We start from the raw sequence: 24,273 nt of genomic DNA on the forward strand, positions 1-24,273 counted from the left end.
CAGCGACTGGCAGGCCGCATCGGGATCAGCCTTGCGTCTTGGCGGCCAGAGCCGCCTCGAGCGCGGCGATGCGCTCCTTGAGGGTTTCGACTTCCTCGCGCGCGGTCGAGGCCATGTCCTTGACGGCCTGGAATTCCTCGCGGCTGACGAAGTCGAAGCCACCGAGGACTTCGCGTGCCCGTTCGCGGGCGGTTTCACCCGCTTCGCGGCCCAGCCCGGCCAGCGTACCGGCCGCGCTGTTCAGCACCTTGACGAAATCGGCGATCATCGGGTTTTCGGTCTGCATGAGGTTTGTCCTGGGAATGAATAGGCCAGCCCATATGGTGTGCGCCGCACCCTACCGCAAGCGCCGCCTGTGGATAGCAGATCAGAGCGCAATTCGCACCGTCGAGGCCGCCGGTGCCGAAACCCCGGCATCGGGATTGAGCTGCCAGAACTGAAACGTAAGCAGTGCAGCAAAGCAGACCCAGGCCAGATAGGGCAGCAGCAGCGCCCCGGCCATGGGCCGCACCCGCCACAGCAGCCAGGCCGCCAGCGCCACGAGCGGCACCAGCACCACGATCACCACCAGCGCCGCCATGATCTGGTGCAGCGCGAAGAAGATCGGGCTCCACGCCAGATTGACCAGCAGTTGCGCCGCAAAAATGCCCACCGCAACCCCGCGTCCGGGCGCCCCGCGCGCCGACAGGACCATGGCCAGCGCCACCCCCATCGCGATGTAGAGCGCCACCCACACGATCGCGAACGTGACCGGCGGAGGGAAGATCGCCGGCTTGGCCAGCGCGGCGAACCACGGGTTGTCGGGTCCGCTGCCCGAGAGCCGTCCCGAGAGGAAGCCGAGCCCCACGATCAGGGGCACGGTGAACAGCGACCAGCGCATCAGGCTGGCGCGCAACTGGGCGTGGGATGCAAGATAGCGCATGATCGACTGAAACGTCTGCCCCGGTTGAGAAGGAACGCGAACCGGCAGGAGGGCCCAAGGGCCACCTTCCCGGCTCTTCTGGTATGACAAGTGTATGCCCGTCAGGCAATTGGCCAGAGAATCTCGTTCCGAAACGCAGATATTTAGGCGCGGGTTGCCGATATAAGGAATTCCACGTTGCCTTCCGGGCCGGTGATCGGGCTTTCGACGATGCCCTGGATGTCCCAGCCATCGCCTTCAAGCCATGTGCGCACTTCCTCGCAAACGCGAGCGTGCAGTGCGGGATCGCGCACCACCCCGCCCTTGCCCACTTCCCCGCGGCCAACCTCGAATTGCGGCTTGATCAGCGCGACCAGACGGGTCGGGCGGGCGGCCAGCGCCAAAGGCACTTCGAGCACCTTGGAAAGCGCGATGAAGCTGGCATCGCACACCACCCATGTCGCCGGGCGGTCGATATGGGCCGGGGTGAGGATGCGCGCGCTGGTTTGCTCCAGAACGGTGACACGCGGATCCTGCCGCAGCTTCCACGCAAGCTGGTTGGTGCCCGAATCCACGGCAAAGACATGGGCCGCGCCGTTTTGCAGCAGGACATCGGTAAAGCCGCCGGTCGAACTGCCGATGTCCATCGCCGTCACCCCCGCCGGGTCGAGGCCGAAATGGCTGATCGCATGGGCCAGCTTGATCCCCCCGCGCGAAACCCACGGATGGTCGCGCCCGCGCACGTCGAGCGCGGCATCGGCAGGCACGGTCTGCCCGGCCTTGGCCATTTTGGCCTCGCCGACATAGACGAGGCCCGCCAGAATCAGCGCTTGCGCGCGGGCGCGGCTTTCGACCAGCCCGCGATCGACCAGCAACTGGTCGACACGCATCTTGGGCGCAGGCTTGGGGCGGGGTGCCCCTTTCGGGGCGCCATCGGCAGGAGATCGGGTTGAGGTCACGCGCGCTTCCTTCCATAAGCCGGGCATGAAGATCAACCACGCCGACCGCCTCGCGGCAAATTCCTGCGCAAATTCCCCCATGGCAAAACCGGCTTTTTCCATGCTCGCCGCCGCCGCGCTGGCCGCCTGCGCGAGTGCCTGCGCCCCGCAGGCGGCACAGGCCCCGGCCCGGCCCCGCCCGGCGCCGATGGCCCCGCTGCCCATGCCCGCCGCGCCAGCCGCCAGCGATTGGCGCGACATGCCGCTTACCCCCGGCGCCTGGCGCTACCAGCCGGCAGCGGGCGGCGGTGTCGCGCTGTTCGGCGCACCGGGCGCCGCGCCGATGCTGTCGTTGCGCTGTGTTCGCGCGGGCGGTCAGGTGATCCTCGAACGGGCTGCACCCAATGGAGCAGGGACGAATCAGGTGGGTGGCCTTCCGGCGACCATCACCACCACCAGCATGCAGCGCCCGCTGATTGCCGAGCCGAATGCCTCGGGTTCCGCTGCTTTGGTCATGGCCTTTCCGGCGCGCGATTCCCTGCTCGATGCCATGGCCTTCAGCCGAGGCCGCTGGATGGTCGAAGTGACTGGCCTGCCCAGCCTGATTGTTCCGGCCTGGGCCGAAGTGGGCCGGGTGATCGAGGATTGCCGCTGAGCGGCCGGAAGCAAGCGAAACCGGCGCGAAGCCTCGATTTTGACGCCAAAATAATTGAATGCAAGTCTTGTTGTTTGCCCCGCGATTGCGCACATAGATCACAAGGCCGGTGAGCGGGGCCAAACCCTCCCGGTCCAGTTGTTCGAAACGCCTGCGGCAGCCCTTCTTGGCAGATTGCCCGGCGGATTGGATGGCGTCTTTGGCTCAACAGCGCGAAAGGAGGTGATCCGATGTCTCATGGTTCAGCAGAGAGGTCGGCATTCCGCGGCGCGAGGCATTATCGCTGAATTGAAAGATAGGCGATAAAGGCTTCGTGGGCGGCACTTCCGGCCGCTGACCATGCGAAGGGCCGCTTCGGGCTTCCGAGGCGGCCCTTCACATTTGTTTCTTTTCGCTTGCCTTTGACGCAACAATCATTCAACGCCCACCCACCAACTCTCAGTCCTAAGGAAGACCTGTGCCATGGCGACTCTCGCCGATGCTTCATTGAGCTTTACCCGCGTTCCCCACCCCGCCCCGGCCTCGGCCGAAGTGCGCGCGCAGGTACTGGCCAATCCCGGCTTCGGCACGAAGTTTTCCGACCACATGGTCTCGATCGAGTGGAGCGAGGACAAGGGCTGGCACAAGGCCGAAATCCTGCCCTATGGCCCGATCGCGCTCGATCCGGCGGCCTCGGTGCTGCACTATGCCCAGGAAATCTTCGAGGGGCTCAAGGCCTATCGCCTGGCCGATGGCGGGATCGCGCTGTTCCGCCCCCATGCCAATGCCGCGCGTTTCAACGCCTCGGCGCGGCGTCTGGCCATGCCCGAAATCCCCGAGGAACTGTTTGTCGAGGCCGTGCGCCAGCTCGTGCTGACCGACAATGAATGGTTCCCCACGGTCGAGGGCGGCTCGCTCTACTTGCGCCCATTCATGTTCGCGACCGAGGCCTTCCTCGGCGTGCGCCCGGCCAAGTCCTATCGCTTCCTCGTGATCGCCAGCCCGGCGGGCAACTACTTCAAGTCGGGCTCGCCCGCCGTGTCGATCTGGGTGAGCGACTATACCCGCGCGGCGCCGGGCGGCACGGGCGCGGCCAAGTGCGGCGGCAACTATGCCGCCAGCCTCGTGCCCACCGCCGAAGCCTTTGCCCGCGGCCACGATCAGGTGCTGTTCCTCGATGCGGCCCAGCACATGTGGGTCGAGGAACTGGGCGGCATGAACCTGTTCTTCGTCCATGCCGATGGCTCGCTGATCACCCCCGCCCTCACCGGCACGATCCTGCCGGGCATCACCCGTGAGAGCCTGATCATGCTGGCGCGCGAGGAAGGCCTGACCGTGAAGGAAGGCCGCTACAGCCTCGACCAGTGGCGCGAGGATGCCGCTTCGGGCCAGTTGCTCGAAACCTTTGCCTGCGGCACGGCGGCGGTCGTGACCCCGGTGGGCAAGGTCGCCGATCACAACGGCGAATTCGTGATCGGCACGGGCGGCCCCGGCCAGCTCACCCAGAAGCTGCGCCAGCGTCTGGTGGCGATCCAGCGCGGCGACGAAGCCGACACCCACGGCTGGGTCACGCGCATCGCGTAAAAACGCCCGATGGCACGTGCCGCCTCCACTGCGAAGGCAGGAAGACGGCACGGCCCCGGTGCGCGGATCGTGGATGGAGGCCCGCGCACGGAACGATTCGCCTCTTTATGGCAGCGCAGGCACGACTATCGGGTAAACGGGCTATCCCGGTTTTCCTGAGGGATCGGGAGCCCGGCCTGCAACCGGGCACTGCCCCTCGCTGGCGCCCGACAATTGCATGGTCTTCATCCGGGCCTGCGCCTGTTGCGGCGAAAGGCGGCTGACATGGCCATCGGCGCCGGTGATCAGCAAGGCCGCGTGGCAATCGTCCGCCCAGCCGCCTTGCGGGTCAGCCGCGCCGCCTTTTGACCACGCGACCAGCATGGTATCGTGCCCATCGCGATAGACCGCCCGCACGACTTCCTCCTGGGCAGGCCCATTCCGGGCAGGCTGGCGGCCCTGCGAATCCGGCCCGCCTTGCTGGCCTTCGCGCTGCCCGCACCCGCCCAGCGCGGCCAGTGCAATGATGGCGCATGCCAGACCGGCTCTGCGCAGGCCCCCCCCATGGGGCGTCGCCCCATTCGACGCCTTGAGGTTTGAAATAAAAATCCGATTTCCGGCAATTCCATTCGTCATTCCCGCGCAGGCGGGAATCCAGTTCTGCGCTCTGCCCGCATGAGCAACCCTCGGGACTGGATCCCCGCCTGCGCGGGGATGACGAGACATGGATGAACCATCGCACACCGCCTAGTCTTCGACCAGCTTGAGCAGGCGCCGTTCGAGCGGAAAGAGCACGCCAGCCAGTTCGTGGCCGCGCTTGAGCACTTGCCCCGCTTCGCCATAGAGCGTCCACATGCCCTGCCGGCTGCGCAGGGCCGGGCGTTTCTCGATGCGTGCGGTCGGGCGTTCGGCGGTGCGGCGAAAGGCGCTGAAACTGGCCGCCTCGCGCCCGAAATCCATTGCATAGTCGCGCCATTGCCCGGCGGCGACCATGCGCCCGTAGAGATCGAGGATGCGCAGCAGTTCGAGCCGGTCGAATGCCACCTGCACCGCAGGCCGCGCAGCCACCAGCGGGACGACATTGCCCGTGCCCGCCGCCGCAGACGCCACCGGCCCGGCGTCTGGCCCGCTCAGAAGGGCACCCCGCATGGCGCGGGCATCAAGGCCGGGGAAACAGGAGGAGGAGAGAACATCGCGGCGCAGCTCCCTTCATGATGCGGTCGTGGTGCCGATGCAGGAAGGACAGGCCGGGGCGGGATCAGACCCCGTCCTGTCCTTCGGCAAGCGCATCGCGCAACAAGGATATGGTAACGGGTGCCTTGCGCTCAAGGCTCAACCGGTCGATTGTTTGCACGAGTTGTTCGGCAGCGGCATGGCTGCGCTCGATCCGGGGGAGCAGGAAGGTGATCGCCCCCTCGCCCAGCGCCAGCCCGCGCCGCGCGGCATGTTCCTCGATCAGTTGCACCAGCAGGTCGTCGTCGGGCGCGCCGATATTCAGGGTCATCGACCCGCCCAGCCGCGAGCCGAGATCGGGCAGCTTGACCCGCCATTGCCCGGCCCCGCGATTGTTGACCAGCAGCAGCGGGCGCCCGCTGGCCTGCGCACGGTTCCACAAGTGGAACACTTCGTCCTCGGGGTGCGAATCAGCATCATCGACCGCATCGCCCAGCCCCGAAATCTCGAACCAGCGGGCCAGCAGGCTCTTGCCCGAGCGCGGCGGCCCCGACAGGATGCAGGTGCGATAGGGCCAGTCCTGGGCGGCCAGAAGCCCATCGATCACCGGCTGCAAGGCCGGGCTGACGACGATGGTTTCGGCGCCGTTGGCCGGGGCAAGCGGGAGGGCAATCTGGCTCATAGAATCGGACATATAGAGCCCCGCAAGAGAGTTGGAACGTCAGGGCCCATGCAGATTGGGGATTAATTCGGGGAAAGCCAGGTATTTGCGCGGGAGAAACGCGCTTATGCCCCCTCTCCGATGGGGGCTTTCACCGCCAATTCCCCCTCATTTGCGGATAGATAGCGCATTTGCCCCGACCGTGACCCGCCAGCCCTGCCCGCGCAGGGCCGCCGCCAGAGTTTCCAGTTCGCCCGCATAGGTCACCCGCAGGACCGAGGTTCCGCCCACCGCCACGCTCGCCGTCGCGACAGCCTGAACCCCCGAAACCCCGCGCACCGCCGAGAGCCCGGCATCGAGCGAGGTGCCTTCGGGCGTGGCGACCTGAACCGTGACCGTGTGCGCCGCCACAGCGGGCGCGGCAGGCACCGTTCCGGGCGCGCTCTGGCCCGGTGCGCCCGGAACGGCAGCGGCGGGCGTGGCCGGATCGGGCGCGCGCGGACGGACAGGCCCGAGCGAATCGAGGATCTGGTTGATCTGCTTCGCGTCGAACTGCGGAGCCATGGTCAGGGTCGAATCGGGTGCCAGTTCGCCGCGCTGCAAGGCCTGCGTGTAAATCGCGTCGAGCCGGTGAACCGCATCGGCCAACATCTGCGGCAAGGCATCGTCGCCCGGCGCGGTCATCTCGAACTGGCCCAGAAAGCGGTTGTCGGGGCCATGGCGCGCGGTGAACGTGCCGTGGATCGGGCCGCCGGGAAATTCGCGGGTGAGCCGGGCGATCGGCATGACCACGTCGGCGGCGCCGAAATCGTCGAGGACGAGGCGCCACCACGCACGGCTGCGGCGCGAAAGCTGGCCTTCGGTGAGCAGGAGCGATTCGGGGCCCGCGCCATTGGGGCGCACATAGTCGATCGCGCTCTCGCCGGTGTGGAATTCGGCCCAGGCGCGCTGCCACGGGGTGCGCGTCTCGTAGACCGAAGCCACCCCGCCTTCGTAGACGACCGGGATGATCAGCAGCGGCGCCGAGCGCGTGACTGCCCCGCGCATGCCCAGATAGCCGCCGGTGCGCGCGCGATCAAAGCGCACGCCCAGCCGCGCGATATAGCGATGGGGGCCGATCTCCTCGTGCTCGACCATGACCGCGCCGACCATCGAATCGAGCGTCGCCGGATCGAGCGCGGGGGCATTGCCCGCCCCCATGCCGTTGGTTTCCCAAAGCTTCTTCCAGGCCTGCCGTTCGGCGTCCTGCCAGCCTTTGGCCCGCGCATCGGCTGCCGAGGAACCACTGACGTTGACCTCGATCCCGCCGACCTCGAAATCGCCGGTGCTGGCGATGGGCGCAATGCCGCGCTCGCCCTCGATCTGGGCGAGGATCGCCGGGCCCGCAACCAGGCCCGCAAGCCCCAGCGCGGTGCCCCCCGCCAGCAGGACAGCAGCCCGTCGGAAGGGGCGAAACGGCAATATCGGGCGCAAGGCGGCCAAGAGAACTCCAGTCGAAAGGCCAGATTTTCAGGCCAGCTCGTGATGCCGCGCGCTTTTGCCCAAAGGCAAGTGGAAATCCAAGCAGGAAACGGCTAGGCGCTCATTCCATCATGGCCAACGACACTCCCAAGCCCCAGAGCTATTCGTACGAACAGGCTGGCGTCAACATCGCCGCCGGCAACGCACTGGTGAAGGCCATCGGCCCGCTCGCCAAGTCCACCGCACGCCCCGGCGCCGACGCCGAACTGGGCGGATTCGGCGGCTTTTTCGACCTCAAGGCAGCCGGTTACAAAGACCCGCTGCTGGTCGCGGGCAACGATGGCGTGGGCACCAAGGTCAAGCTGGCGATCGACTATGACCGCCACGACACCATCGGCAGCGACCTTGTTGCCATGTGCGTCAACGACCTCATCGTGCAGGGCGCCGAACCACTGTTCTTCCTCGACTATTTCGCGACAGGCCGCCTCGACAACGGCGTGGCCGAGCGAGTCGTGGCGAGCATTGCCGAAGGTTGCCGGATCGCCGGTTGCGCGCTGATCGGGGGCGAGACCGCCGAAATGCCCGGCATGTACGGCGATGGCGACTATGACCTTGCGGGCTTCTGCGTCGGCGCGGTCGAACGCGGCGAACAGCTGACCGGCGACAAGGTGGCCGCAGGCGACGTGCTGATCGGGCTGGCCTCGTCGGGCGTGCATTCCAACGGCTATTCGCTGGTGCGCCGCCTCGCCGCCGACAAGGGCTGGAAGCTCGACCGTCCGGCGCTGTTCGACAACGAACGCCTGCTGATCGACGTGCTGATCGAACCCACCCGCATCTATGTGAAGAGCCTGCTGCCGTTCATCCGCTCGGGCCGCATCAATGCGCTCGCGCACATCACCGGCGGCGGCCTGCTCGAAAACGTGCCCCGCGTGCTGCCCAAGGGCCTCCATGCCCGCATCGACGCCGACAGCTGGGAACAGCCGCGCCTGATGGCCTTCCTCCAGGCCCAGGGCAATATCGAGCCGGGCGAAATGGCCCGCACGTTCAACTGCGGCATCGGCATGGTTCTGGCCGTGGCGCCGGGCGAAGCCGAGAGCCTGATGGCCGACCTTGCCGCGGCGGGCGAAACCGTCGCGAAGATCGGCGAAGTGGTCGAAGGCGAAAAGGGCTGCACCGTGTTCGGCAGCGCCGAGGCATGGTCGGCCCGCGAGCCCTGGGAAGCCGTTCACATCGGCTGATTGCGGCGCGTGTCGCGGGCGCCATCGCGCCCCTCTCTTCATCGCCCGCCCGGCCTTTCGCGCGAAAGGCCGGGCGGGCGATGGTCTATTCGGCGGTCCCATGCGGGGCCCGGCATTGCAGTTTCAAGGAACCTCGCCAGTGGCCAAGGCAAAAGTAGCGGTCTTCATCTCGGGCAGCGGCACCAACATGGCCGCGCTGCTCTATGCCAGCCGCGCCGCCGATTGCCCTTACGAGATCGCGCTGGTGCTCTCCAACGATCCGGCAGCCAAGGGCCTCGCGCTCGCCAGGGCCGAGGGCGTGGCGACTTTTGCCCTGCCCCACAAGGGCATTCCCCGCGCCCAGCATGATGCGCTGATGGAAGAGCAGGTTCTGGCCGCTGGCGCGCAAGTGATCGCACTGGCGGGCTACATGCGCATTCTCTCGGGCGAATTCGTCGCCCGCTGGGAAGGCCGCATGGTCAATATCCACCCCTCGCTGCTGCCGCTCTACAAGGGGCTGCACACCCACGAGCGGGCGATTGCGGCGGGCGACAGCCATGGCGGCTGCACGGTGCACCTCGTCACCCCCGAACTCGACGACGGGCCGATCCTCGGGCAGACGCGCGTGGCGATCCTGCCCGGCGATACGCCCGACACCCTCGCCGCGCGGGTACTGATCGCCGAGCACCAGCTCTATTCGCGCTGTCTGGCCGCGCTGGTGCTGGCGCGGGCCTGATCCCGGCTCCGGGCGCGCGGGGAAACAGGATCGAAGTCTGGACAGGGCCGTTGGGGATGTGAAACCAAGGCAGCGCCCATGACCATCTATCACTGGATCCTTCTGGCGCTGATCGAAGTCGCCACTTTGCTGCATGTCGTGCTGCGCCCGCATCGCGAGCCGGCCTCGCGGCTGGCCTGGCTGGTCGTGGTGCTGATCCTGCCCGCGCTGGGCATTCCGGCCTATCTCCTGCTGGGCGACACCCGGCTGATCCGCCGCCGCCGCGCCCACGGGCTGGAGATCGAGGCCGCACTGCCGCGCCCGCCGGTCGATCCCGGTGGCACCGTGCGCGTGGCCGCCGGGCCCTGGCAGCCCAGCTTCGCGCTGGCCGCCTCGGTCAACGGCCTCGCCCCCACCTGTGGCAATGCCGCCAGCCTCGCCCCCGACAACCGCGCCGCCATCGCCGCAATGATCGCCGATATCGAGGCCGCCCGCGCGAATGTCCATGTCTGCTTCTACATCTGGCTGCCCGATGAAAGCGGCAGCCTGCTGGCGCTGGCGCTGGCGCGCGCGGCGCGGCGCGGGGTGCGCGTGCGGGTTCTGGCCGATGCGCTCGGCTCGCGCCAGTTCGTGCGCTCGCCGCTGTGGGAAGAGATGCGCGCCTCGGGCGTGGACGCGCGCGAGGCGCTGCCGGTGGGCAACCTTGCATGGACGCTGATCCGGGGCCGGGTCGACTTGCGCAACCACCGCAAGACGCTGATCGTCGACAATGCCGTGGCCTGGTGCGGCAGCCAGAACGCCGCCGATCCCGAATTCCGCATCAAGCCGCGCTTTGCCCCCTGGGTCGACATCATGACCCGCTGGCATGGCCCGATCGCCCGCCACTGGCAGTTCCTGTTCGCCGCCGACTGGATGGCCGAGGATGGCGACGACCTGACCGCCCTGCTCACCGCGCCCCTGCCCGAACCGCAAGGCGACATCGTCGCGCAGGGGATCGGCACCGGGCCGACGGTGGCCTATGGCGCGATGCCCTCGTGCTTTGCCGCGCTGATCCATGCCGCGCGGCGCACGCTGACGATCACCACCCCCTATTTCGTGCCCGGCGAGCAGGTGCTTTCGGCCCTGATGGCCGCCGCGCGGCGCGGGGTGGAGACCACGCTGGTCGTCCCCCACCGCAACGACAGCCGTTTCGTGGGCGCGGCCAGCCGCAGCCACTATCCGGCCCTGCTCGAAGCGGGGGTGGAGATTCACGAGTTCGTGCCCGGCCTGCTCCACGCCAAGACCATGGTCGTCGACGAGAGCGCGGCCATCGTCGGCTCGGCCAACCTCGACCGGCGCAGCTTCGAGCTGAACTTCGAGAACACCATCCTATTCGAGGACGCGGCGCTGGCCCGCGCGATCAGCGCGCGGCAGCGCGACTGGCTGGCCCAGAGCATCGCGATCACCCCGGCCATGGCCGCGCAGACCCCGCTGACCAAGCGCATCTGGCGCAACCTGCTGGCGATGATGAGCCCGCTTTTGTGAGCGGCGGGCCTTGTGCAAGGCCCGCTGGATTCCCGCCTTCGCGGGAATGACGAAGGGGGCCCCTCGCCCACGAAAAAGGGCCGGGAAGCGGTGTGCTTCCCGGCCCTTTTCAGGGTCGATGATCCGACGGGATCAGCCGACGATTTCTTCGGGCTTGAAGAAGAACGCGATTTCGATCGCGGCGTTTTCTTCCGAGTCCGAACCGTGGACCGAGTTGGCTTCGATCGATTCGGCCAGTTCCTTGCGGATGGTGCCGGGTTCGGCGTTGGCGGGGTTGGTGGCGCCCATGATGTCGCGGTTGCGCTTCACGGCGTCTTCGCCTTCGAGGACCTGGACGACCACGGGGCCGCTGATCATGAACGAGACGAGGTCGTTGAAGAACGGACGCTCACGGTGCACGCCGTAGAAGCCTTCGGCCTGTTCGCGGCTCATGTGGATGCGCTTGGAAGCAACGACGCGCAGGCCCGCTTCTTCCAGCATCTTGGTGACGGCGCCGGTCAGGTTGCGGCGGGTGGCGTCGGGCTTGATGATCGAAAAGGTGCGGGTAACCGCCATGATGCGTTTCCTTGAATGGTCAAAAAGGCTGGAATTGTTGGGCGCGCCCCTAGCCGGTATGGGGCCACACCGCAAGAGAGCGCGCCGAACTTAGGGGCCCTCGCGCCACCTTGCGCCGTCCTGACGCCAGTATTTGCGCTCGACACCCTCGCGCTGGCCCAAAAGGCGCCATGTCGCGCGGGCTTCGTCGATACGCTCGGGCGGGAACAGCAGGAACACCCGCTCCGCCGCGCTTTCGCGCCAGCCGCCATCGGCCAGCGCAAGAAAGCGCGCGCCATTGGCCGGGGGGGCCTCCCGGGAAACCGTGGTGTCGAGCAGGATCGGCTGGCGCGCGTCATGCGGGCCACCGGCGCGGCCATTGGCAAGGAAGCTGTCGGCAAGGCGGGTCCACAGCGCCTGCCCGATGCGGTCGAGCTGGTCTTCGTATTCGCTGACCACCACCAGCCGCTCGCCCGCGCCCAGCGTGTTGCGCGCGATCAGCGGCACGACCCATTCGGCGGGGTCTTTGGAGAGCTGGTAGAAATCGACGCGCATGGGGGCGCTATGCCGGGGTGCGGGGCTGGCGGCAAGTGCAGTGCTTGTGCCTGCTCCGAAACTCCCGTTTCGGAGCGCTCGGCACCGGCCCACTCCCCCACCCGGCCTCCCATAGGATACTATCGTAGGGAGGCCGGGTGGGGGAGTGGGCCGGTGCCGAGCCGAAATTCGCCTGTACGGCGAATTTCGGGTCAGTCATCCTCTCAGGCTTCGAGCGTATCGCGCACGAAGCGGTCGAGCAGGCGCACGCCAAAGCCGGTCGCGCCCTTGTCGTGGGTGGCGCCGGGCTTGTCGATCCAGACCGTGCCCGCGATGTCGAGGTGGGCCCAGGCCACGCCCTTGTCGATGAAGCGGTGGAGGAACTGCGCCGCCGTGATCGAACCGCCAAAGCGGGGGCCGACGTTCTTGATGTCGGCAATCGGGCTGTCGATCAGCTTGTCGTAGGCAGGGCCGATCGGCATGCGCCAGAGGGCGTCGCCACAGCTCTTGCCCGCGCTGTCGAGCTGGCCTGCCAGCGTGTCGTCGTTGGAGAACATGCCCGCGTGCTCGTGGCCGAGCGAGATGATGATCGCGCCGGTCAGCGTGGCCAGGTCGATCACCGTGGCGGGCTGGTATTCCTTCTGGACCCAGGTCAGCGCGTCGCACAGCACGAGGCGGCCTTCGGCGTCGGTGTTGATCACCTCGATGGTCTGGCCGCTCATGCTGGTGACGACATCGCCGGGGCGCTGCGCATTGCCGTCGGGCATGTTTTCGACGAGGCCGCACACGCCGATCACGTCAGCCTGTGCCTTGCGCAGCGCGAGGGTGAGCATCGTGCCCGCCACGGTCGCCGCGCCGCCCATGTCCCACTTCATGTCTTCCATGCCGGCCGCCGGCTTGATCGAAATGCCGCCGGTGTCGAAGCAGACGCCCTTGCCCACGAAGGCGGTGGGGCGCACGCCCTCCTTGCCCTTCCAGCGCATGGCGAGCAGGCGCGGCTTCCTGACCGACCCTTGCGCCACGCCCAGCAGCGCGCCCATGCCCAGCGCGGCCATCGCCACTTCGTCGAGGACGAGGATTTCCACGCCCGTCCCGGCCAGACGCTCCTGGCAACGGGCCACGAAGCTTTCGGGATAGATCACGTTGGCCGGTTCGGTCACGAGTTCGCGGGTGAACTCCACGCCCTTGGCCACGGCCACTTCGACCGCCCAGAGGTCTTCGGTGCCTTCAGGGGCGCCGAGCGCGATCACGCTCTTGAGCGAGGGCTTCTGCTCGTCCTTGAGGCGCGTGCGATAGGTCAGGAACTGCCACGAACGCAGGCGCGCGCCCAGCAGCACCGAAACCACGTCCTGCGCCGAAAAGCCGGTCCCGGAAAAGTCGATTCCCAGCGCGTCCTCGCCCGAGGTCAGGTATTTGGCCGCCAGCGCGCCGCCAGCGCGTTCCAGCCCGGCGCGGCGATCGCCGTCCGAAAGATCGCCCGCACCGGCAAAGGCCAGCCGCACGAGGCCCTTTTCACCCGCCACGAACGCTTCATGAACCTGCCCGGCCTTGCCCGCGAAACGCGCGGCCTGCGCCCCTTCGACAACCAGCGCGGGTGTCCCTTCGGGAAGCGGGCCTTCCGCGACGATCCGGGCGACCAGACGGGGCAGCTCGGCAGCGCCTCGGGCAAATACGATGTTCATCACCAAACTCCTGTCCGAAAGCAGCCACAGAATCGCGAAGATCGCAATTCCGGGAAACACGGCTGCAATTGTGGGTTTGCAGTTAGGACCGACCAGTGCGATAGGCAACCGCATGTCCCTTGCCCGACGGCATTCCGCCACGTCCCTGCCCCGCTATCGTTCCCTTTCCGCCCGTCGCCTGTTGCTTGGCGCGGCCCGGTGCGGCCTCTTGCCCGGCACCTTCATGCGGCATTCGCTGCTGGGCGGGATCTGTGCTTCGGGCGTGGTATCGCTGGCCGCTCCCGCACTGGCGGCCCCGCCGCGCACCACCGTGCCCGAAATCGCCCCCACGGCGCGCCCCAGCCGCGCCCAGGCGCCCGGCCCGGTCACCATCGCGCCCGACGGCACGCCGACCGAGGTTGAAGCGGCCCCGACCGACGAGATCCACTTCGAGGCCGACAAGGTCGATTACGCCAACGATTCCGACGTGGTGACCGCCCATGGCAATGTCATCCTGCGCCGCGCCGGGCAGACCGTGCGCTCCGACGTCGTCACCTGGAACCGCAAGACCGGCCAGATCGAGGCCACCGGCAACATCCGCTCGGTCGACGAGAGCGGGAACATCCTCTATACCGACAAGGTAGAGCTGACCGACGAGCTCAAGACCGGGGCGATGGAAGACCTGCTGGTCGTGCTGCGCGAAGGAGGCCGTCTGGCCGCCCGCCAGGCCTCGCGCGATGCCAGCGGCAACCTCACGATGCACGATGCCGCCTTCTCGGGCTGCACCATCCAAGACGAGGAAGGCTGCCCCAAGCGGCCGAGCTGGGAGATCACCGCCGTCAAGGTGACGTGGAACCAGGTCACCAAGAAAGTCCGCTATTCGGGCGCGACGCTGCGGGTCTTCGGGATTCCGCTGCTGCCGCTGCCGGGCCTTGAACATACCAGCGACTTCCGCGCCGAAACCGGCCTGCTGATCCCCAACATCCGCTCGAACGCGAGCAACGGGGTCGAATTTGCCGAGCCGTTCTACTGGCGCATCGCCCCCAACAAGGACCTGACCGTCACCGGCCACGTCTTTACCGGGGCCCTGCCGATGATCTCGGGCACCTATCGCGAACTCACCGGGATCGGTCCGTTCCAGATCACCGGCTACCTGACCCGTTCGTCGGCCATTCCGGTCTATACGAAGGTCGATGCCGGATCGGGCGTGGGGACCAACCAGTTCCGTGGCTATCTCGAAGCCAATGGCCGCTTCCAGTTCAACGAGAACTGGAGCCTGAGCATCTATGGCCGCTATGTCAGCGACCGCACGTTCCTGCGCCGCTACGACATCACCCGTGAAGACCGCCTGCGTTCGTCGATCAACCTCGAACGCATCGGCGACAACAGCTATTTCAGCCTCGCGGGCTGGCATGTGCAGACCTTGCGCGTGGGCGACAAGCAGGGGCAGGTTCCCCTCGCCCTGCCCGCGCTCGACTGGCGCTATCGCGTCGCCACGCCGGGCATCGGGGGCCACCTCGAATTCCAGGTCAATACCCTGGCGATCACCCGCACCGACGGGCAGGATACCCAGCGCGCCTTTGCCCGCGCGCAGTGGGACTTGCGCAAGGTCACGCCGATGGGCCAGGAAATCACCTTCACCGGCCTGCTGCGCGGCGACCTCTACCATTCGGACGGCAACGCGGCGACCACGACCGATCTCTACCGCGGCCAATCGGGCTGGCAGGCGCGCGGCATCGCCACGGCGGCCATCGACGTCAAGTGGCCGCTGGTGGGCGCGCTACTGGGCGGCACGCAAGTGATCACCCCGCATGTCCAGCTGGTGGCCACCCCGCACTTGCGCAACATAACGATCCCCAACGAGGATTCGCGCGCGGTCGATCTCGACGATTCCAACCTCTTCTCGCTCAACCGCTTCAACGGCTATGACCGGGTCGAGGACGGCGTGCGGGTGACCTATGGTTTCGACTGGTCGCTGATCCGCCCGCGCTGGAAGATCACCTCGACGGTCGGGCAGAGCTACCGCATGTCGAGCGAGCAGACCCTGCTGCCCGACGGAACCGGGCTGTCCAACCGCCTGTCGGACATCGTCGGGCGGACCGACATCCGCTATCGCGACATCATCCAGCTGACCCACCGCTTCCGCCTCGACAAGAACAGCTTCAAGCTGCGCCGCAACGAGATCGACGCCACGCTGGGCAACCACCGGACCTACCTCGAAGTCGGCTACATGCGCCTCAACCGCGACATGCCGGTAACCTTCGAGGACTTGCGCGACCGCGAGGAACTGCGCGCCGCGGCCCGCATCGGCTTTGCCCGCTACTTCTCGATCTTCGGGTCGAGCGTGGTCAACCTGACCAGGAAGACCGACGACCCGGTCTATGGCTCGGACGGCTTCCAGATGCTGCGCCACCGCCTCGGGCTGGCCTATACCGACGACTGCCTCGATCTCTCGATCACCTGGAAGCGCGACTACGTGACGACCGGTGACGCCACGGCGGGTAACTCGTTCCTGTTCAGCATCGCCCTGCGCGGCCTGGGCACACGCTGATCCCGGCCTGAAAACCACAGTCTGAACCTGTGGCACGGGGCCCCGGCTGAACCTGCGGCGCGGGGCCCCGGCTCAGGGCCGGAGCGACGCCCCTTCTTCAAAAAACACACCCCAAAAACAAACGAGGCCCCGGATCATCTCCGGGGCCTCGCGTCGGGCAAGAAAGTGCCAGACGGGGATCAGGCGATCTGGAAGACCAGTGCGCCTTCGCCCTCGTCGATGGTTACCGTACTCCCATCGGGCACCTCCCCGGCCAACAGCTTCTCGGCCAGCGGGTCTTGCAGGTAGCGCTGGACCGCCCGCTTGAGCGGCCTTGCGCCATAGACCGGATCGTAGCCCACCCGGCCCAGCCAGCGCTTGGCCGCCTCGGTCAGGTCGATCGTGATCTTGCGATCCTTGAGCAGCCTGGCCACGCGCGCCACCTGAATGTCGACGATCGGCGCCATGTGCTCCTGGCCCAGACGGTGGAACAGGATGATCTCGTCCAGACGGTTGAGAAACTCGGGCCGGAAATGCCCGCGCACCACGTCCATCACCTGCGGCTCGACGCTCGCCACGTCCTCGCCCTCGGGCAGGTTGGCCAGATACTGGCTGCCCAGGTTCGAGGTGAGGATGATCAGCGTGTTGGTGAAATCGACCACCCGGCCCTGACCGTCGGTCAGACGGCCATCGTCGAGCACCTGCAACAGCACGTTGAACACGTCCTGATGCGCCTTTTCCACTTCGTCGAACAGCACGACCTGATAGGGCCGGCGCCGCACCGCTTCGGTCAGCACGCCACCTTCGTCATAGCCGACATAACCCGGAGGAGCCCCGATCAGACGGCTGACCGCGTGCTTTTCCATGAACTCGGACATGTCGATGCGGACCATCGCATTGTCGTCGTCGAACAGGAAACCGGCCAGCGCCTTGGTCAGTTCGGTCTTGCCCACGCCCGTCGGCCCGAGGAACAGGAAGCTCCCCAGCGGACGGTTGGGGTCCTGAAGGCCCGCGCGCGCACGGCGCACCGCCTTGGAGACCGCGACCACCGCGTCCTTCTGCCCGATCACGCGCTTGCCCAGCACATCTTCCATGTGCAGCAGCTTTTCGCGTTCGCCCTCCATCATCCGGTCGACCGGAACACCGGTCCAGCGGCTGACGACGGCGGCGATGTCCTCGGCGGTCACTTCCTCGCGCAGCAGGGCGTTCTGGCTGGCGCCATGGGCCTCGGCCAACTGGCGTTCCAGATCGGGGATGCGGCCATAGGCCAGCTCCCCGGCCTTGCCGAGATCACCCATGCGCTGGGCCTGTTCCAGTTCCACGCGCGCGGCGTCGAGCTGTTCCTTGATCTTGCCTTCGGCGGCGATCTTGTCACGCTCGTTCTGCCAGCGGGTGGTCAGTTCGGCCGACTGCTGTTCGAGGTTGGCCAGTTCCTCGCGCAAGGCGGTGAGCCGGTCGCGGCTGGCCGCGTCGGTTTCCTTGGCAAGCGCCATTTCCTCGATCTTGAGCTGGATGATCCGGCGGTCGAGGTTCTCGATCTCCTCGGGCTTGCTTTCCACTTCCATGCGGATGCGGCTGGCGGCCTCGTCCATGAGGTCGATGGCCTTGTCGGGCAGGAAGCGGTCGGCGATGTAGCGGTTGGACAGGGTCGCGGCGGCCACGATCGCGGCATCGGCGATGCGCACGCCGTGGTGAACCTCGTACTTGTCCTTGATCCCGCGCAGGATCGAGATCGTGTCCTCGACCGTCGGCTCGCCCACGAAGACGGGCTGGAACCGCCGCTGGAGCGCGGGGTCCTTTTCCACGTACTTCTGGTATTCGTCGAGCGTGGTCGCGCCGATGCAGTGCAGCTCGCCGCGCGCAAGGGCAGGCTTGAGCAGGTTGGAAGCATCCATCGCGCCATCGGTCTTGCCCGCCCCGATCAGGGTGTGCATCTCGTCGATGAACAGGATGATCTCGCCTTCCGCGCCCTTCACTTCGTCGAGCACGGCCTTGAGGCGTTCCTCGAACTCGCCGCGATACTTCGCCCCCGCGATCAGCGCGCCCATGTCGAGCGCCATCAGGCGGCGGTGCTTGAGGCTGTCGGGCACGTCGCCATTGGCGATGCGCAGCGCGAGGCCTTCGGCAATCGCGGTCTTGCCCACGCCCGGTTCACCGATCAGCGCGGGGTTGTTCTTGGTGCGCCGGGCCAGGATCTGGACGGTGCGGCGGATTTCCTCGTCGCGGCCGATGACCGGATCGAGCTTGCCCTCGCGGGCCGCCTCGGTCAGGTCGCGGGCATACTTCTTCATCGCGTCATAGGCGTTTTCCGCGCCCGCGCTGTCGGCATTGCGCCCGCCGCGCAGCGCGGCAATCGCCGCTTCGAGCGCCTGCGGCGTCACGTTGGCAGCCTTGAGCGCCTGCCCGGCAGGCGTCGTGCCCGCCAGCGTCAGGGCGAGCAGCAGCCGCTCGACAGTCACAAAGCTGTCGCCGCTCTTGGTGGCGATCTGTTCGGCCTGGTCGAGCAGGCGCACGGTGTCGTTGTCGAGCCCCGGCGAAGCCTGCGCGCCCGAGCCCGAGACCGCCGGGATCTTGCCCAGCGCCTGATCGACCTGCGCGAGCGCCGTGGCGGGGTTGCCGCCGGCACGCTGGATCAGCCCGCTGGCCATGCCTTCCTGATCTTCCAGAAGGGCCTTGAGGACGTGTTCGGGGGTAATGCGCTGGTGGCTCAGGCGGATCGCAAGCGTTTGTGCTGCCTGCAAAAAGCCCTTGGCACGATCGGTGAATTTTTCGAGGTTCATGGATCTCTCGCTGTGCTGACGGGTCCAAAGTAGTGTTGCTTTTGAGCAACACAAGGAGTCATGTCAAAACAAGCGACAAAAAATTGGCCACTGGTTGCAGCCTTAACCAGTTCCTCCCGCAGTTGGGCTTTGACACGAGGGTTTTGCCCATGGACAAGAGACACCAGAATGTAACCATGCGAGGAATGTCCTCTTGAAGCAGCGCCCCCTGTCGACCTTGATGTCCGCCTCGATTTTGGCCCTGTCGCTGGCCGGGCTGGCCCCGGCCACGGTGCTTGCCGCAACCCCATCTGCCGCAACCACCACGCCAGAACCCGCTCCCGCGCCTTTGGCCGACCTCGTGAAATCGGTGAACATCCCCTACGAGGCCTTCACCCTGCCCAATGGCTTGCGCGTCCTCGTCCACACCGACCGCAAGGCGCCCGTGGTGGCGCTCTCGGTCTGGTATGCGGTCGGCTCCAAGAACGAGCCCAAGGGCAAGACCGGCTTTGCCCACCTGTTCGAGCACCTGATGTTCAACGGCTCGGAACACAACAAGGGCGATTTCTTCGCCCCGCTGCAAAATGCGGGCGCGACCGACTACAACGGCACGACCTGGTTCGACCGCACCAACTATTTCGAGACGGTCCCCACCGCCGCGCTCGACCGTTTCCTGATGCTCGAATCCGACCGCATGGGCTACCTGCTGGGCGCCGTCACCCAGGAAACCCTCGATAACCAGCGCTCGGTCGTCCAGAACGAGAAGCGTCAGGGCGACAACGAACCCTTCGGCATCGTCCAGTACGAACAGCTCGAAAACCTCTATCCGGTCGGCCACCCCTATCACCACAGCACGATCGGCTCGATGGCCGACCTCGACGGGGCGAGCCTGGCCGACGTGAAGGCCTGGTTCACCGACCACTATGGCCCCAACAATGCCATTCTCGTGCTGGCGGGCGATATCGACCTTGCCACGGCAAAGGCCAAGGTGACCAAGTGGTTCGGCGCCATTCCCGCCGGGCCCAAGGTCCAGCCGGTCGCCGTGCCCGTGCCCACCCTGCCCGCCCCGGTCACCAAGACGATCAAGGACCAGATCGCCACGCCGCGCGTCTACCGGATGTGGGCGGTCCCCGGCCTCGACAATCCCGACTACCTGCCCTTGCAGATCGGCGCGGCGATTCTGGGCGGCCTGTCCAGCTCGCGCCTGAACGACAGCCTCGTGCGCGACCAGCAGCTCGCCGTGGCAGCAGGCGCGGAGGCCGACATCTTCGCCCAGGGCGGCCAGTTCATCGTTCAGGCCGACGTGAAGCCCGGTCAGGACGTGGCCAAGGTCGGCGCCGCGCTCGATGCGCAGATCGCCCGCCTGATCGAACAGGGCCCCACCGCCGACGAACTCGCCCGCGCGGCGACCGTCACCGCCAGCGACGAGATCCGCAAGCTGGAAACCACCGGTGGCTTCAGCGGCAAGGCGCCGACGCTGGCCGAAGGGCTGCTCTACAATGGCGATGCGGGCCATTATCGCACGGAACTGGCCGCGATGGCCGCGCTCACCCCGCAAGACGTGCAGGCCGCACTGAAGAAGTGGCTCTCGCGCCCGGTCTTCGCTCTCACCGTCGAGCCGGGCACCCGCACCGCCGGGGGCGAGGCGCGCGGCGGTTTCGCCGTCGATCCGGCCAATACCGGAACCGGGGGCAGCGCCCACCCCGCCTACTGGCACAAGCCCGGCGCCGCGCCCGTCAGCGCGCCCGTTCCCGCCGCCCCCGTCCCGGCCCCCACCCAGACGGGCCCCGACCGCAGCGAACTGCCCCCCATCGGCACGCTCACCGCGCTCAAGCTCCCGCAAGTCGAGCGCGCCACGCTGTCCAACGGGATCAGGGTCATCTTCGCGCGCCGCGCGGCGGTGCCGGTCGTTTCGGTCCAGATTGCCTTCGATGCGGGCTTTGCCGCCGATCCGCGCTCGGCACTGGGCACCCAGGCCATGCTGCTCAAGATGATGGACGAGGGCACCACCAGCCTCGATTCGGTGGCCTTCGCCCGCGCCCGCGAGCGTCTGGGCGCCAGCATCACCAACGCCGCCCTGCCCGACAGCACGGCCTTCCAGCTCGACGCCATGGTCCCCAACCTGCCCGGCTCGCTCGCGCTGCTCTCCGACTATATCCGCAAGCCCGCGCTCAAGGATGCCGATCTGGAGCGCGTGCGCGCCCAGCAACTGGCCGCCATCGACGCCGAGCTGCGCGATCCCTCGGCCATGGCCACGCGCGTGCTCTATCCCGCACTCTATGGCGACAAGCACCCCTACGGCACCCCGCCGACCGGCACGGGCGACCCGGCGGTGGTCAAGCGGCTGACCCGCGCCGACCTCGCCACATTCCACGATGCCTGGCTGCGCCCGTCCAAGGCGACGATCTTCGTGGTCGGCGATACCACGCTCGCCGCGCTCAAGCCCCTGCTCGAACGCAGCTTCGGCACGTGGGCCGAACCGGCCAGCCCCGCCCCGGTCAAGTCGCTGGCCGCCGCCATTCCGGCACCCCGCCCGCGCATCCTGCTGATCGACCGCCCCGCCTCGCCCCAGTCGATGATCATGGCCGGCGAGGTGCTCGATGCCACCGGGCGCGACGATCTCGTGCCGCTGCGCAGCGCCAACGAGGTTCTGGGCGGCAGCTTCCTCTCGCGCCTCAACATGGACCTGCGCGAGGCCAAGGGCTGGTCCTATGGCGTGGGCAGCGCGGTGAGCGAGCGCGTCGGCCGCGTGATCTACCGCGTGGTCGCCCCGGTCCAGACCGACCAGACCGGCCCCTCGATCGCCGCCCTGCGCACCGATCTGGCCGCGTTCCTCAAGGACAAGGGCGTCGCCCCCGACGAACTGGCCTGGGCCACGCAGGGCGCCGCACGCGAACTGCCCGGCGCCTTCGAAACCTCGGCGGCGGTGCTCGGCGGGCTGGTCAAGAACGCCCAGTTCCAGCGCCCCGACGACTATTACACCCGCCTCGCGATCCGCTACCCCACCCTGACCGCCGCCGACCTCGACAAGGCCGCCCGCGCCGCCATCGACCCGGCAAAACTCACCTGGGTCGTCGTGGGCGACGCCGCCAAGGTCAAACCGCAACTCGAAACGCTCGGCCTCCCGGTCGAAGTGACGACCGTTACGGGCAAGTAACTTAATTCGCTTCATTTTGGCGGCAAAATGGCCTCGCAACACATCTTGCGAGGCCATTTTAATGCGTTAATAAGCCGATTTATTCGCTTTATTGCACGCTCAACGGCAACACGAGGGGCGGCTGAGGGCGGTGTATCGGAGACTGTCAATGAAAGCTCTTGTCACACTGGTGGCCGCAAGCATCCTGGCCAGCACACCCGCTCTTGCCAACACGGAAACCGCAGAACGGATTACACTGCCCAACCCGCCTGCGGGCAAGGCGCAAATGGTGTTTTTCCGCAAGGGCGGCATCCAAGGCTCCATGATCAGCTGCGCTGTTCATGAAGACAACGCAAAAATCAGTTCGCTGCCCCCTGCGCGCTTCTTCGCGGCTGTCGTTGAACCGGGTGACCACACCTTCACCGTGTCGTCAGAAGCCAAGGACCAATTGTTTGTCACCCTCAAGCCGGGTGAAACGCAATACGCCGAATGCAACATCGCCATGGGCTTTTTGGCTGGGCGTCCAAAGCTGAAAATGGCCATGGAAAATGAATTCCGCAGCAAGATGTGGAAATCAGTCACCCCTGATCGCATGTCCCCCAATGTGCTGACCGACGACCAGATCAAGGCTGCCCTCGCCGCTCAGGCCAACCCGGTGGCGGCTGTTCCGGAAGCAGCGCCGCGTGTGATTCCGGCCAGCACTCCAGCCTCGGCACCCGAAGCTGCCCCACAATCCACCAGCACCGATCACTGATCCAATCCGGCCCTGCAAGGCCCCCTGTCCGGCATTGACAGGGGGCTTTTTGCTATTCGGGTCGGTATGAAAATCAGAGCTTGGGCTTCTGCACGGCGACCAGCTTGGGGTTGGGCAGGGCCTGCCCGGTCCGCTCGTCGATCACCGTGTCACGGCGATAGGACAGCACGCCGGGAATGGCGGGCATACGGTTGACGATCACCCGGAAGTAGTTGTTGAACTTGCCATGGGCATGAAGCTCAGCGGGCATAACCGGCCACGCCTTGAGGCTGTCGGGCACGGTCATATCCACGCTCGGCGATGGCGTTTTATCCAACAGCGTGGCGCCCAGGTTCGTCACCTTGCCGGGCAGGACATCGAACGCGACCGTCCCCATGCACATGCAAGTCGTATTGGTGCCAGCGTAGAAATAGGTGCCCGGCTTGACCGCCACCAGGAACGGCTCGTCGAACGCAGTTCCCTTGGCGTAGCGCCTGAATATCCCAATATTGAGCAAGTCGCGCAATTCCTGCGGCAAGACTTCAACCGCCTCAAGGGTCGGTTCGGCAGGGCGAGGCGGAAGTGGGTCCTTGGGTCGCGCCTTCTTCAAGAGAGCGACGTCGTCTTCCCATGTGCTGATGTCTCCGGGATAGTTCTTGATCGCCTTGGCCAGCGCCTTCTGCCGGTCCTGCTCCCATGCGGCAACAGTTTCAGCGTCAGGCACCCGCATCAGCGTGATCGTCATTCCCCGCGGCATGCGAAGGAAAATATAGCCCATGGCCGGGTCGGGCGTGACCTTGCCCGAAAGCACCGCAGATTCGGTGATCAGGTCATTGGGCCTGGTCTGCGCCGACCATGCCGCCGAAGCCGTCATCGCAAGGCACAGGCCCAAAAAGCCTGCCAATCGCTTCATCTTCACTGGCTTCGTGTTCATTGGGCCAGCTCCTCTGTCGTCGGCTTGGGGCCGGATGCAACCAGGGCCTGAAGCGCCAGCGCTTCGAGCCGCACGTCTTCCTTCTTGCGGCCGAAGCCTTCCTCGAAATTGAAGGCCTTCCACAGGGTGTCGTTCAACGGATAGCGATGATAGGCCTTGAACCCCATGCAGTTGCGCATGCTCGTGCGCCGCTGGGCGCGGCGCTGCGCCGAACCCCAGATGGCATCGACCGCCGCCGAGGCGATTGCCCCACCCACACCGCCCGCCAAAACACCATAAGGCGCCGTCGCCGCCATCATCGTGGCGCTATCGCCGCCAGCATAGATATTCGAACCGCTGGACAGGGCGTCACACTCGCGGATGTCGTCGTAGGCCTGGACGAAACTGGTGTCTTCGCGGTGGAAATAGAAATACTTGTCGTAGTTCAGCGCGTCGTCGGGCGTGGGCACGAAGTCCAGCCTGGGCATCGTCAGCCCGGCAGGATCGGGCGCGCCATAGACCGACGCCTCCTGAGCCTGGGCGCAAGGCGCCACGAAAAAGGCCAGCGACGCGGCGCTGGCCCAGAATTGGCGATTCACAGTCTGTCCCCCTCGTCAGAATAGGGGCACACTTTTCGCAAAACTTTGTAACATTACAAGAAGAAACCGGCATTGCCTCCAGTCTGG

The 24,273-nt window shown here is 66.7% G+C and carries 21 protein-coding genes; 8 read left to right on the forward strand and 13 right to left on the reverse strand.

All coding sequences use genetic code 11. The features are described 5' to 3' along the window. Positions 1-25 precede the first annotated feature (25 nt). The 3 genes from SBI20_RS07445 to SBI20_RS07455 all read right to left on the reverse strand — a co-directional run bounded on the left by SBI20_RS07445 (position 26) and on the right by SBI20_RS07455 (position 1,860). Complete coding sequence (locus SBI20_RS07445; RefSeq protein WP_317974456.1) at positions 26-286, reverse strand: accessory factor UbiK family protein; 261 nt, start codon at positions 284-286, stop codon at positions 26-28. Positions 287-367: 81 nt separating this feature from the next. Further along, positions 368-922, reverse strand: coding sequence for a TspO/MBR family protein (locus SBI20_RS07450; protein WP_317974457.1), 555 nt, complete (start codon positions 920-922; stop codon positions 368-370). A gap of 143 nt (positions 923-1,065) precedes the next feature. Then, positions 1,066-1,860, reverse strand: a complete 795-nt coding sequence (locus SBI20_RS07455; RefSeq protein ID WP_411911548.1) for a TlyA family RNA methyltransferase — start codon at positions 1,858-1,860, stop codon at positions 1,066-1,068. A gap of 238 nt (positions 1,861-2,098) precedes the next feature. Here SBI20_RS07455 and SBI20_RS07460 point away from each other — a divergent pair, with 238 nt between their 5' ends. Both SBI20_RS07460 and SBI20_RS07465 read left to right on the forward strand, forming a co-directional pair. Beyond that, positions 2,099-2,494: a hypothetical protein gene (locus SBI20_RS07460; RefSeq protein ID WP_317974458.1), complete on the forward strand. Its 396-nt coding sequence runs from the start codon at positions 2,099-2,101 to the stop codon at positions 2,492-2,494. A gap of 462 nt (positions 2,495-2,956) precedes the next feature. Then, entirely contained in the window at positions 2,957-4,057 is a 1,101-nt protein-coding gene (locus SBI20_RS07465; RefSeq protein WP_317974459.1) for a branched-chain amino acid aminotransferase, read from the forward strand. A gap of 141 nt (positions 4,058-4,198) precedes the next feature. Here SBI20_RS07465 and SBI20_RS07470 read toward each other — a convergent pair whose 3' ends face one another. From SBI20_RS07470 to SBI20_RS07485, 4 genes are all read right to left on the reverse strand, one after another. Beyond that, the gene (locus SBI20_RS07470; RefSeq protein WP_317974460.1) at positions 4,199-4,453 is read right to left on the reverse strand and encodes a hypothetical protein; all 255 of its coding nucleotides are present in this window, start codon (positions 4,451-4,453) and stop codon (positions 4,199-4,201) included. A gap of 330 nt (positions 4,454-4,783) precedes the next feature. Further along, entirely contained in the window at positions 4,784-5,185 is a 402-nt protein-coding gene (locus tag SBI20_RS07475) for a DUF2794 domain-containing protein (protein ID WP_317974461.1), read from the reverse strand. A gap of 109 nt (positions 5,186-5,294) precedes the next feature. Continuing rightward, the gene (locus SBI20_RS07480; protein WP_317974462.1) at positions 5,295-5,891 is read right to left on the reverse strand and encodes an HdaA/DnaA family protein; all 597 of its coding nucleotides are present in this window, start codon (positions 5,889-5,891) and stop codon (positions 5,295-5,297) included. 147 nt (positions 5,892-6,038) lie between these two features. After that, entirely contained in the window at positions 6,039-7,352 is a 1,314-nt protein-coding gene (locus SBI20_RS07485) for a heavy-metal-associated domain-containing protein (RefSeq protein WP_317974463.1), read from the reverse strand. 110 nt (positions 7,353-7,462) lie between these two features. Here SBI20_RS07485 and purM point away from each other — a divergent pair, with 110 nt between their 5' ends. The 3 genes from purM (at position 7,463) to SBI20_RS07500 (ending at position 10,787) form a co-directional block, all read left to right on the forward strand. Further along, positions 7,463-8,569, forward strand: coding sequence for a phosphoribosylformylglycinamidine cyclo-ligase (gene purM / locus SBI20_RS07490; RefSeq protein ID WP_317974464.1), 1,107 nt, complete (start codon positions 7,463-7,465; stop codon positions 8,567-8,569). Between the two features lie 139 nt (positions 8,570-8,708). After that, a complete protein-coding gene (purN, locus tag SBI20_RS07495; RefSeq protein WP_317974465.1) occupies positions 8,709-9,284 on the forward strand; it encodes a phosphoribosylglycinamide formyltransferase in 576 nt (191 codons plus the stop codon). 78 nt (positions 9,285-9,362) lie between these two features. Beyond that, entirely contained in the window at positions 9,363-10,787 is a 1,425-nt protein-coding gene (locus tag SBI20_RS07500; RefSeq protein WP_317974466.1) for a phospholipase D-like domain-containing protein, read from the forward strand. A 132-nt stretch (positions 10,788-10,919) separates the two neighbouring features. On the opposite strand, the gene ndk is transcribed toward SBI20_RS07500, so the two are convergent. From ndk to SBI20_RS07515, 3 genes are all read right to left on the reverse strand, one after another. Continuing rightward, a complete protein-coding gene (gene ndk / locus SBI20_RS07505) occupies positions 10,920-11,342 on the reverse strand; it encodes a nucleoside-diphosphate kinase (protein ID WP_317974467.1) in 423 nt (140 codons plus the stop codon). 90 nt (positions 11,343-11,432) lie between these two features. Continuing rightward, entirely contained in the window at positions 11,433-11,876 is a 444-nt protein-coding gene (locus tag SBI20_RS07510; RefSeq protein ID WP_317974468.1) for a DNA polymerase III subunit chi, read from the reverse strand. Between the two features lie 203 nt (positions 11,877-12,079). Next, positions 12,080-13,537 carry a leucyl aminopeptidase gene (locus SBI20_RS07515; protein ID WP_317974469.1) on the reverse strand — a complete coding sequence of 486 codons (1,458 nt, stop codon included), beginning with the start codon at positions 13,535-13,537 and terminating at the stop codon, positions 12,080-12,082. Positions 13,538-13,760: 223 nt separating this feature from the next. Here SBI20_RS07515 and SBI20_RS07520 point away from each other — a divergent pair, with 223 nt between their 5' ends. Next, positions 13,761-16,067, forward strand: a complete 2,307-nt coding sequence (locus tag SBI20_RS07520) for an LPS-assembly protein LptD (protein WP_411911549.1) — start codon at positions 13,761-13,763, stop codon at positions 16,065-16,067. 179 nt (positions 16,068-16,246) lie between these two features. Here the strand turns inward: SBI20_RS07520 and clpB are convergent, their stop codons facing one another. Further along, positions 16,247-18,826, reverse strand: a complete 2,580-nt coding sequence (clpB, locus tag SBI20_RS07525; protein ID WP_317974471.1) for an ATP-dependent chaperone ClpB — start codon at positions 18,824-18,826, stop codon at positions 16,247-16,249. A 193-nt stretch (positions 18,827-19,019) separates the two neighbouring features. Between clpB and SBI20_RS07530 the strand changes: the two genes are divergently transcribed. After that, positions 19,020-21,962, forward strand: coding sequence for a M16 family metallopeptidase (locus tag SBI20_RS07530; RefSeq protein ID WP_317974472.1), 2,943 nt, complete (start codon positions 19,020-19,022; stop codon positions 21,960-21,962). A gap of 148 nt (positions 21,963-22,110) precedes the next feature. Further along, positions 22,111-22,695, forward strand: coding sequence for a hypothetical protein (locus SBI20_RS07535; protein WP_317974473.1), 585 nt, complete (start codon positions 22,111-22,113; stop codon positions 22,693-22,695). A gap of 73 nt (positions 22,696-22,768) precedes the next feature. Here SBI20_RS07535 and SBI20_RS07540 read toward each other — a convergent pair whose 3' ends face one another. Next, the gene (locus SBI20_RS07540; RefSeq protein ID WP_317974474.1) at positions 22,769-23,608 is read right to left on the reverse strand and encodes a hypothetical protein; all 840 of its coding nucleotides are present in this window, start codon (positions 23,606-23,608) and stop codon (positions 22,769-22,771) included. Beyond that, complete coding sequence (locus tag SBI20_RS07545) at positions 23,605-24,186, reverse strand: hypothetical protein (RefSeq protein WP_317974475.1); 582 nt, start codon at positions 24,184-24,186, stop codon at positions 23,605-23,607. The genes SBI20_RS07540 and SBI20_RS07545 overlap by 4 nt, the downstream gene beginning before the upstream one ends. Positions 24,187-24,273 lie beyond the last annotated feature (87 nt).

Source organism: Novosphingobium sp. IK01 (assembly GCF_033242265.1).
Taxonomy (GTDB): domain Bacteria; phylum Pseudomonadota; class Alphaproteobacteria; order Sphingomonadales; family Sphingomonadaceae; genus Novosphingobium; species Novosphingobium pituita.

Excerpts from the sequence above, each read along its gene's own strand:
- ndk (WP_317974467.1), bottom strand. The coding sequence starts at position 11,342 with ATGGCGGTTACCCGCACCTTTTCGATCATCAAGCCCGACGCCACCCGC.
- SBI20_RS07520 (WP_411911549.1), top strand. The coding sequence starts at position 13,761 with ATGCGGCATTCGCTGCTGGGCGGGATCTGTGCTTCGGGCGTGGTATCG.
- SBI20_RS07515 (WP_317974469.1), bottom strand. The coding sequence starts at position 13,537 with ATGAACATCGTATTTGCCCGAGGCGCTGCCGAGCTGCCCCGTCTGGTC.
- SBI20_RS07540 (WP_317974474.1), bottom strand. The coding sequence starts at position 23,608 with ATGAACACGAAGCCAGTGAAGATGAAGCGATTGGCAGGCTTTTTGGGC.
- SBI20_RS07510 (WP_317974468.1), bottom strand. The coding sequence starts at position 11,876 with ATGCGCGTCGATTTCTACCAGCTCTCCAAAGACCCCGCCGAATGGGTC.
- SBI20_RS07480 (WP_317974462.1), bottom strand. The coding sequence starts at position 5,891 with ATGAGCCAGATTGCCCTCCCGCTTGCCCCGGCCAACGGCGCCGAAACC.
- SBI20_RS07535 (WP_317974473.1), top strand. The coding sequence starts at position 22,111 with ATGAAAGCTCTTGTCACACTGGTGGCCGCAAGCATCCTGGCCAGCACA.
- purM (WP_317974464.1), top strand. The coding sequence starts at position 7,463 with ATGGCCAACGACACTCCCAAGCCCCAGAGCTATTCGTACGAACAGGCT.
- SBI20_RS07465 (WP_317974459.1), top strand. The coding sequence starts at position 2,957 with ATGGCGACTCTCGCCGATGCTTCATTGAGCTTTACCCGCGTTCCCCAC.
- SBI20_RS07460 (WP_317974458.1), top strand. The coding sequence starts at position 2,099 with ATGCCGCTTACCCCCGGCGCCTGGCGCTACCAGCCGGCAGCGGGCGGC.
- clpB (WP_317974471.1), bottom strand. The coding sequence starts at position 18,826 with ATGAACCTCGAAAAATTCACCGATCGTGCCAAGGGCTTTTTGCAGGCA.
- SBI20_RS07475 (WP_317974461.1), bottom strand. The coding sequence starts at position 5,185 with ATGCGGGGTGCCCTTCTGAGCGGGCCAGACGCCGGGCCGGTGGCGTCT.
- SBI20_RS07500 (WP_317974466.1), top strand. The coding sequence starts at position 9,363 with ATGACCATCTATCACTGGATCCTTCTGGCGCTGATCGAAGTCGCCACT.
- SBI20_RS07450 (WP_317974457.1), bottom strand. The coding sequence starts at position 922 with ATGCGCTATCTTGCATCCCACGCCCAGTTGCGCGCCAGCCTGATGCGC.
- SBI20_RS07445 (WP_317974456.1), bottom strand. The coding sequence starts at position 286 with ATGCAGACCGAAAACCCGATGATCGCCGATTTCGTCAAGGTGCTGAAC.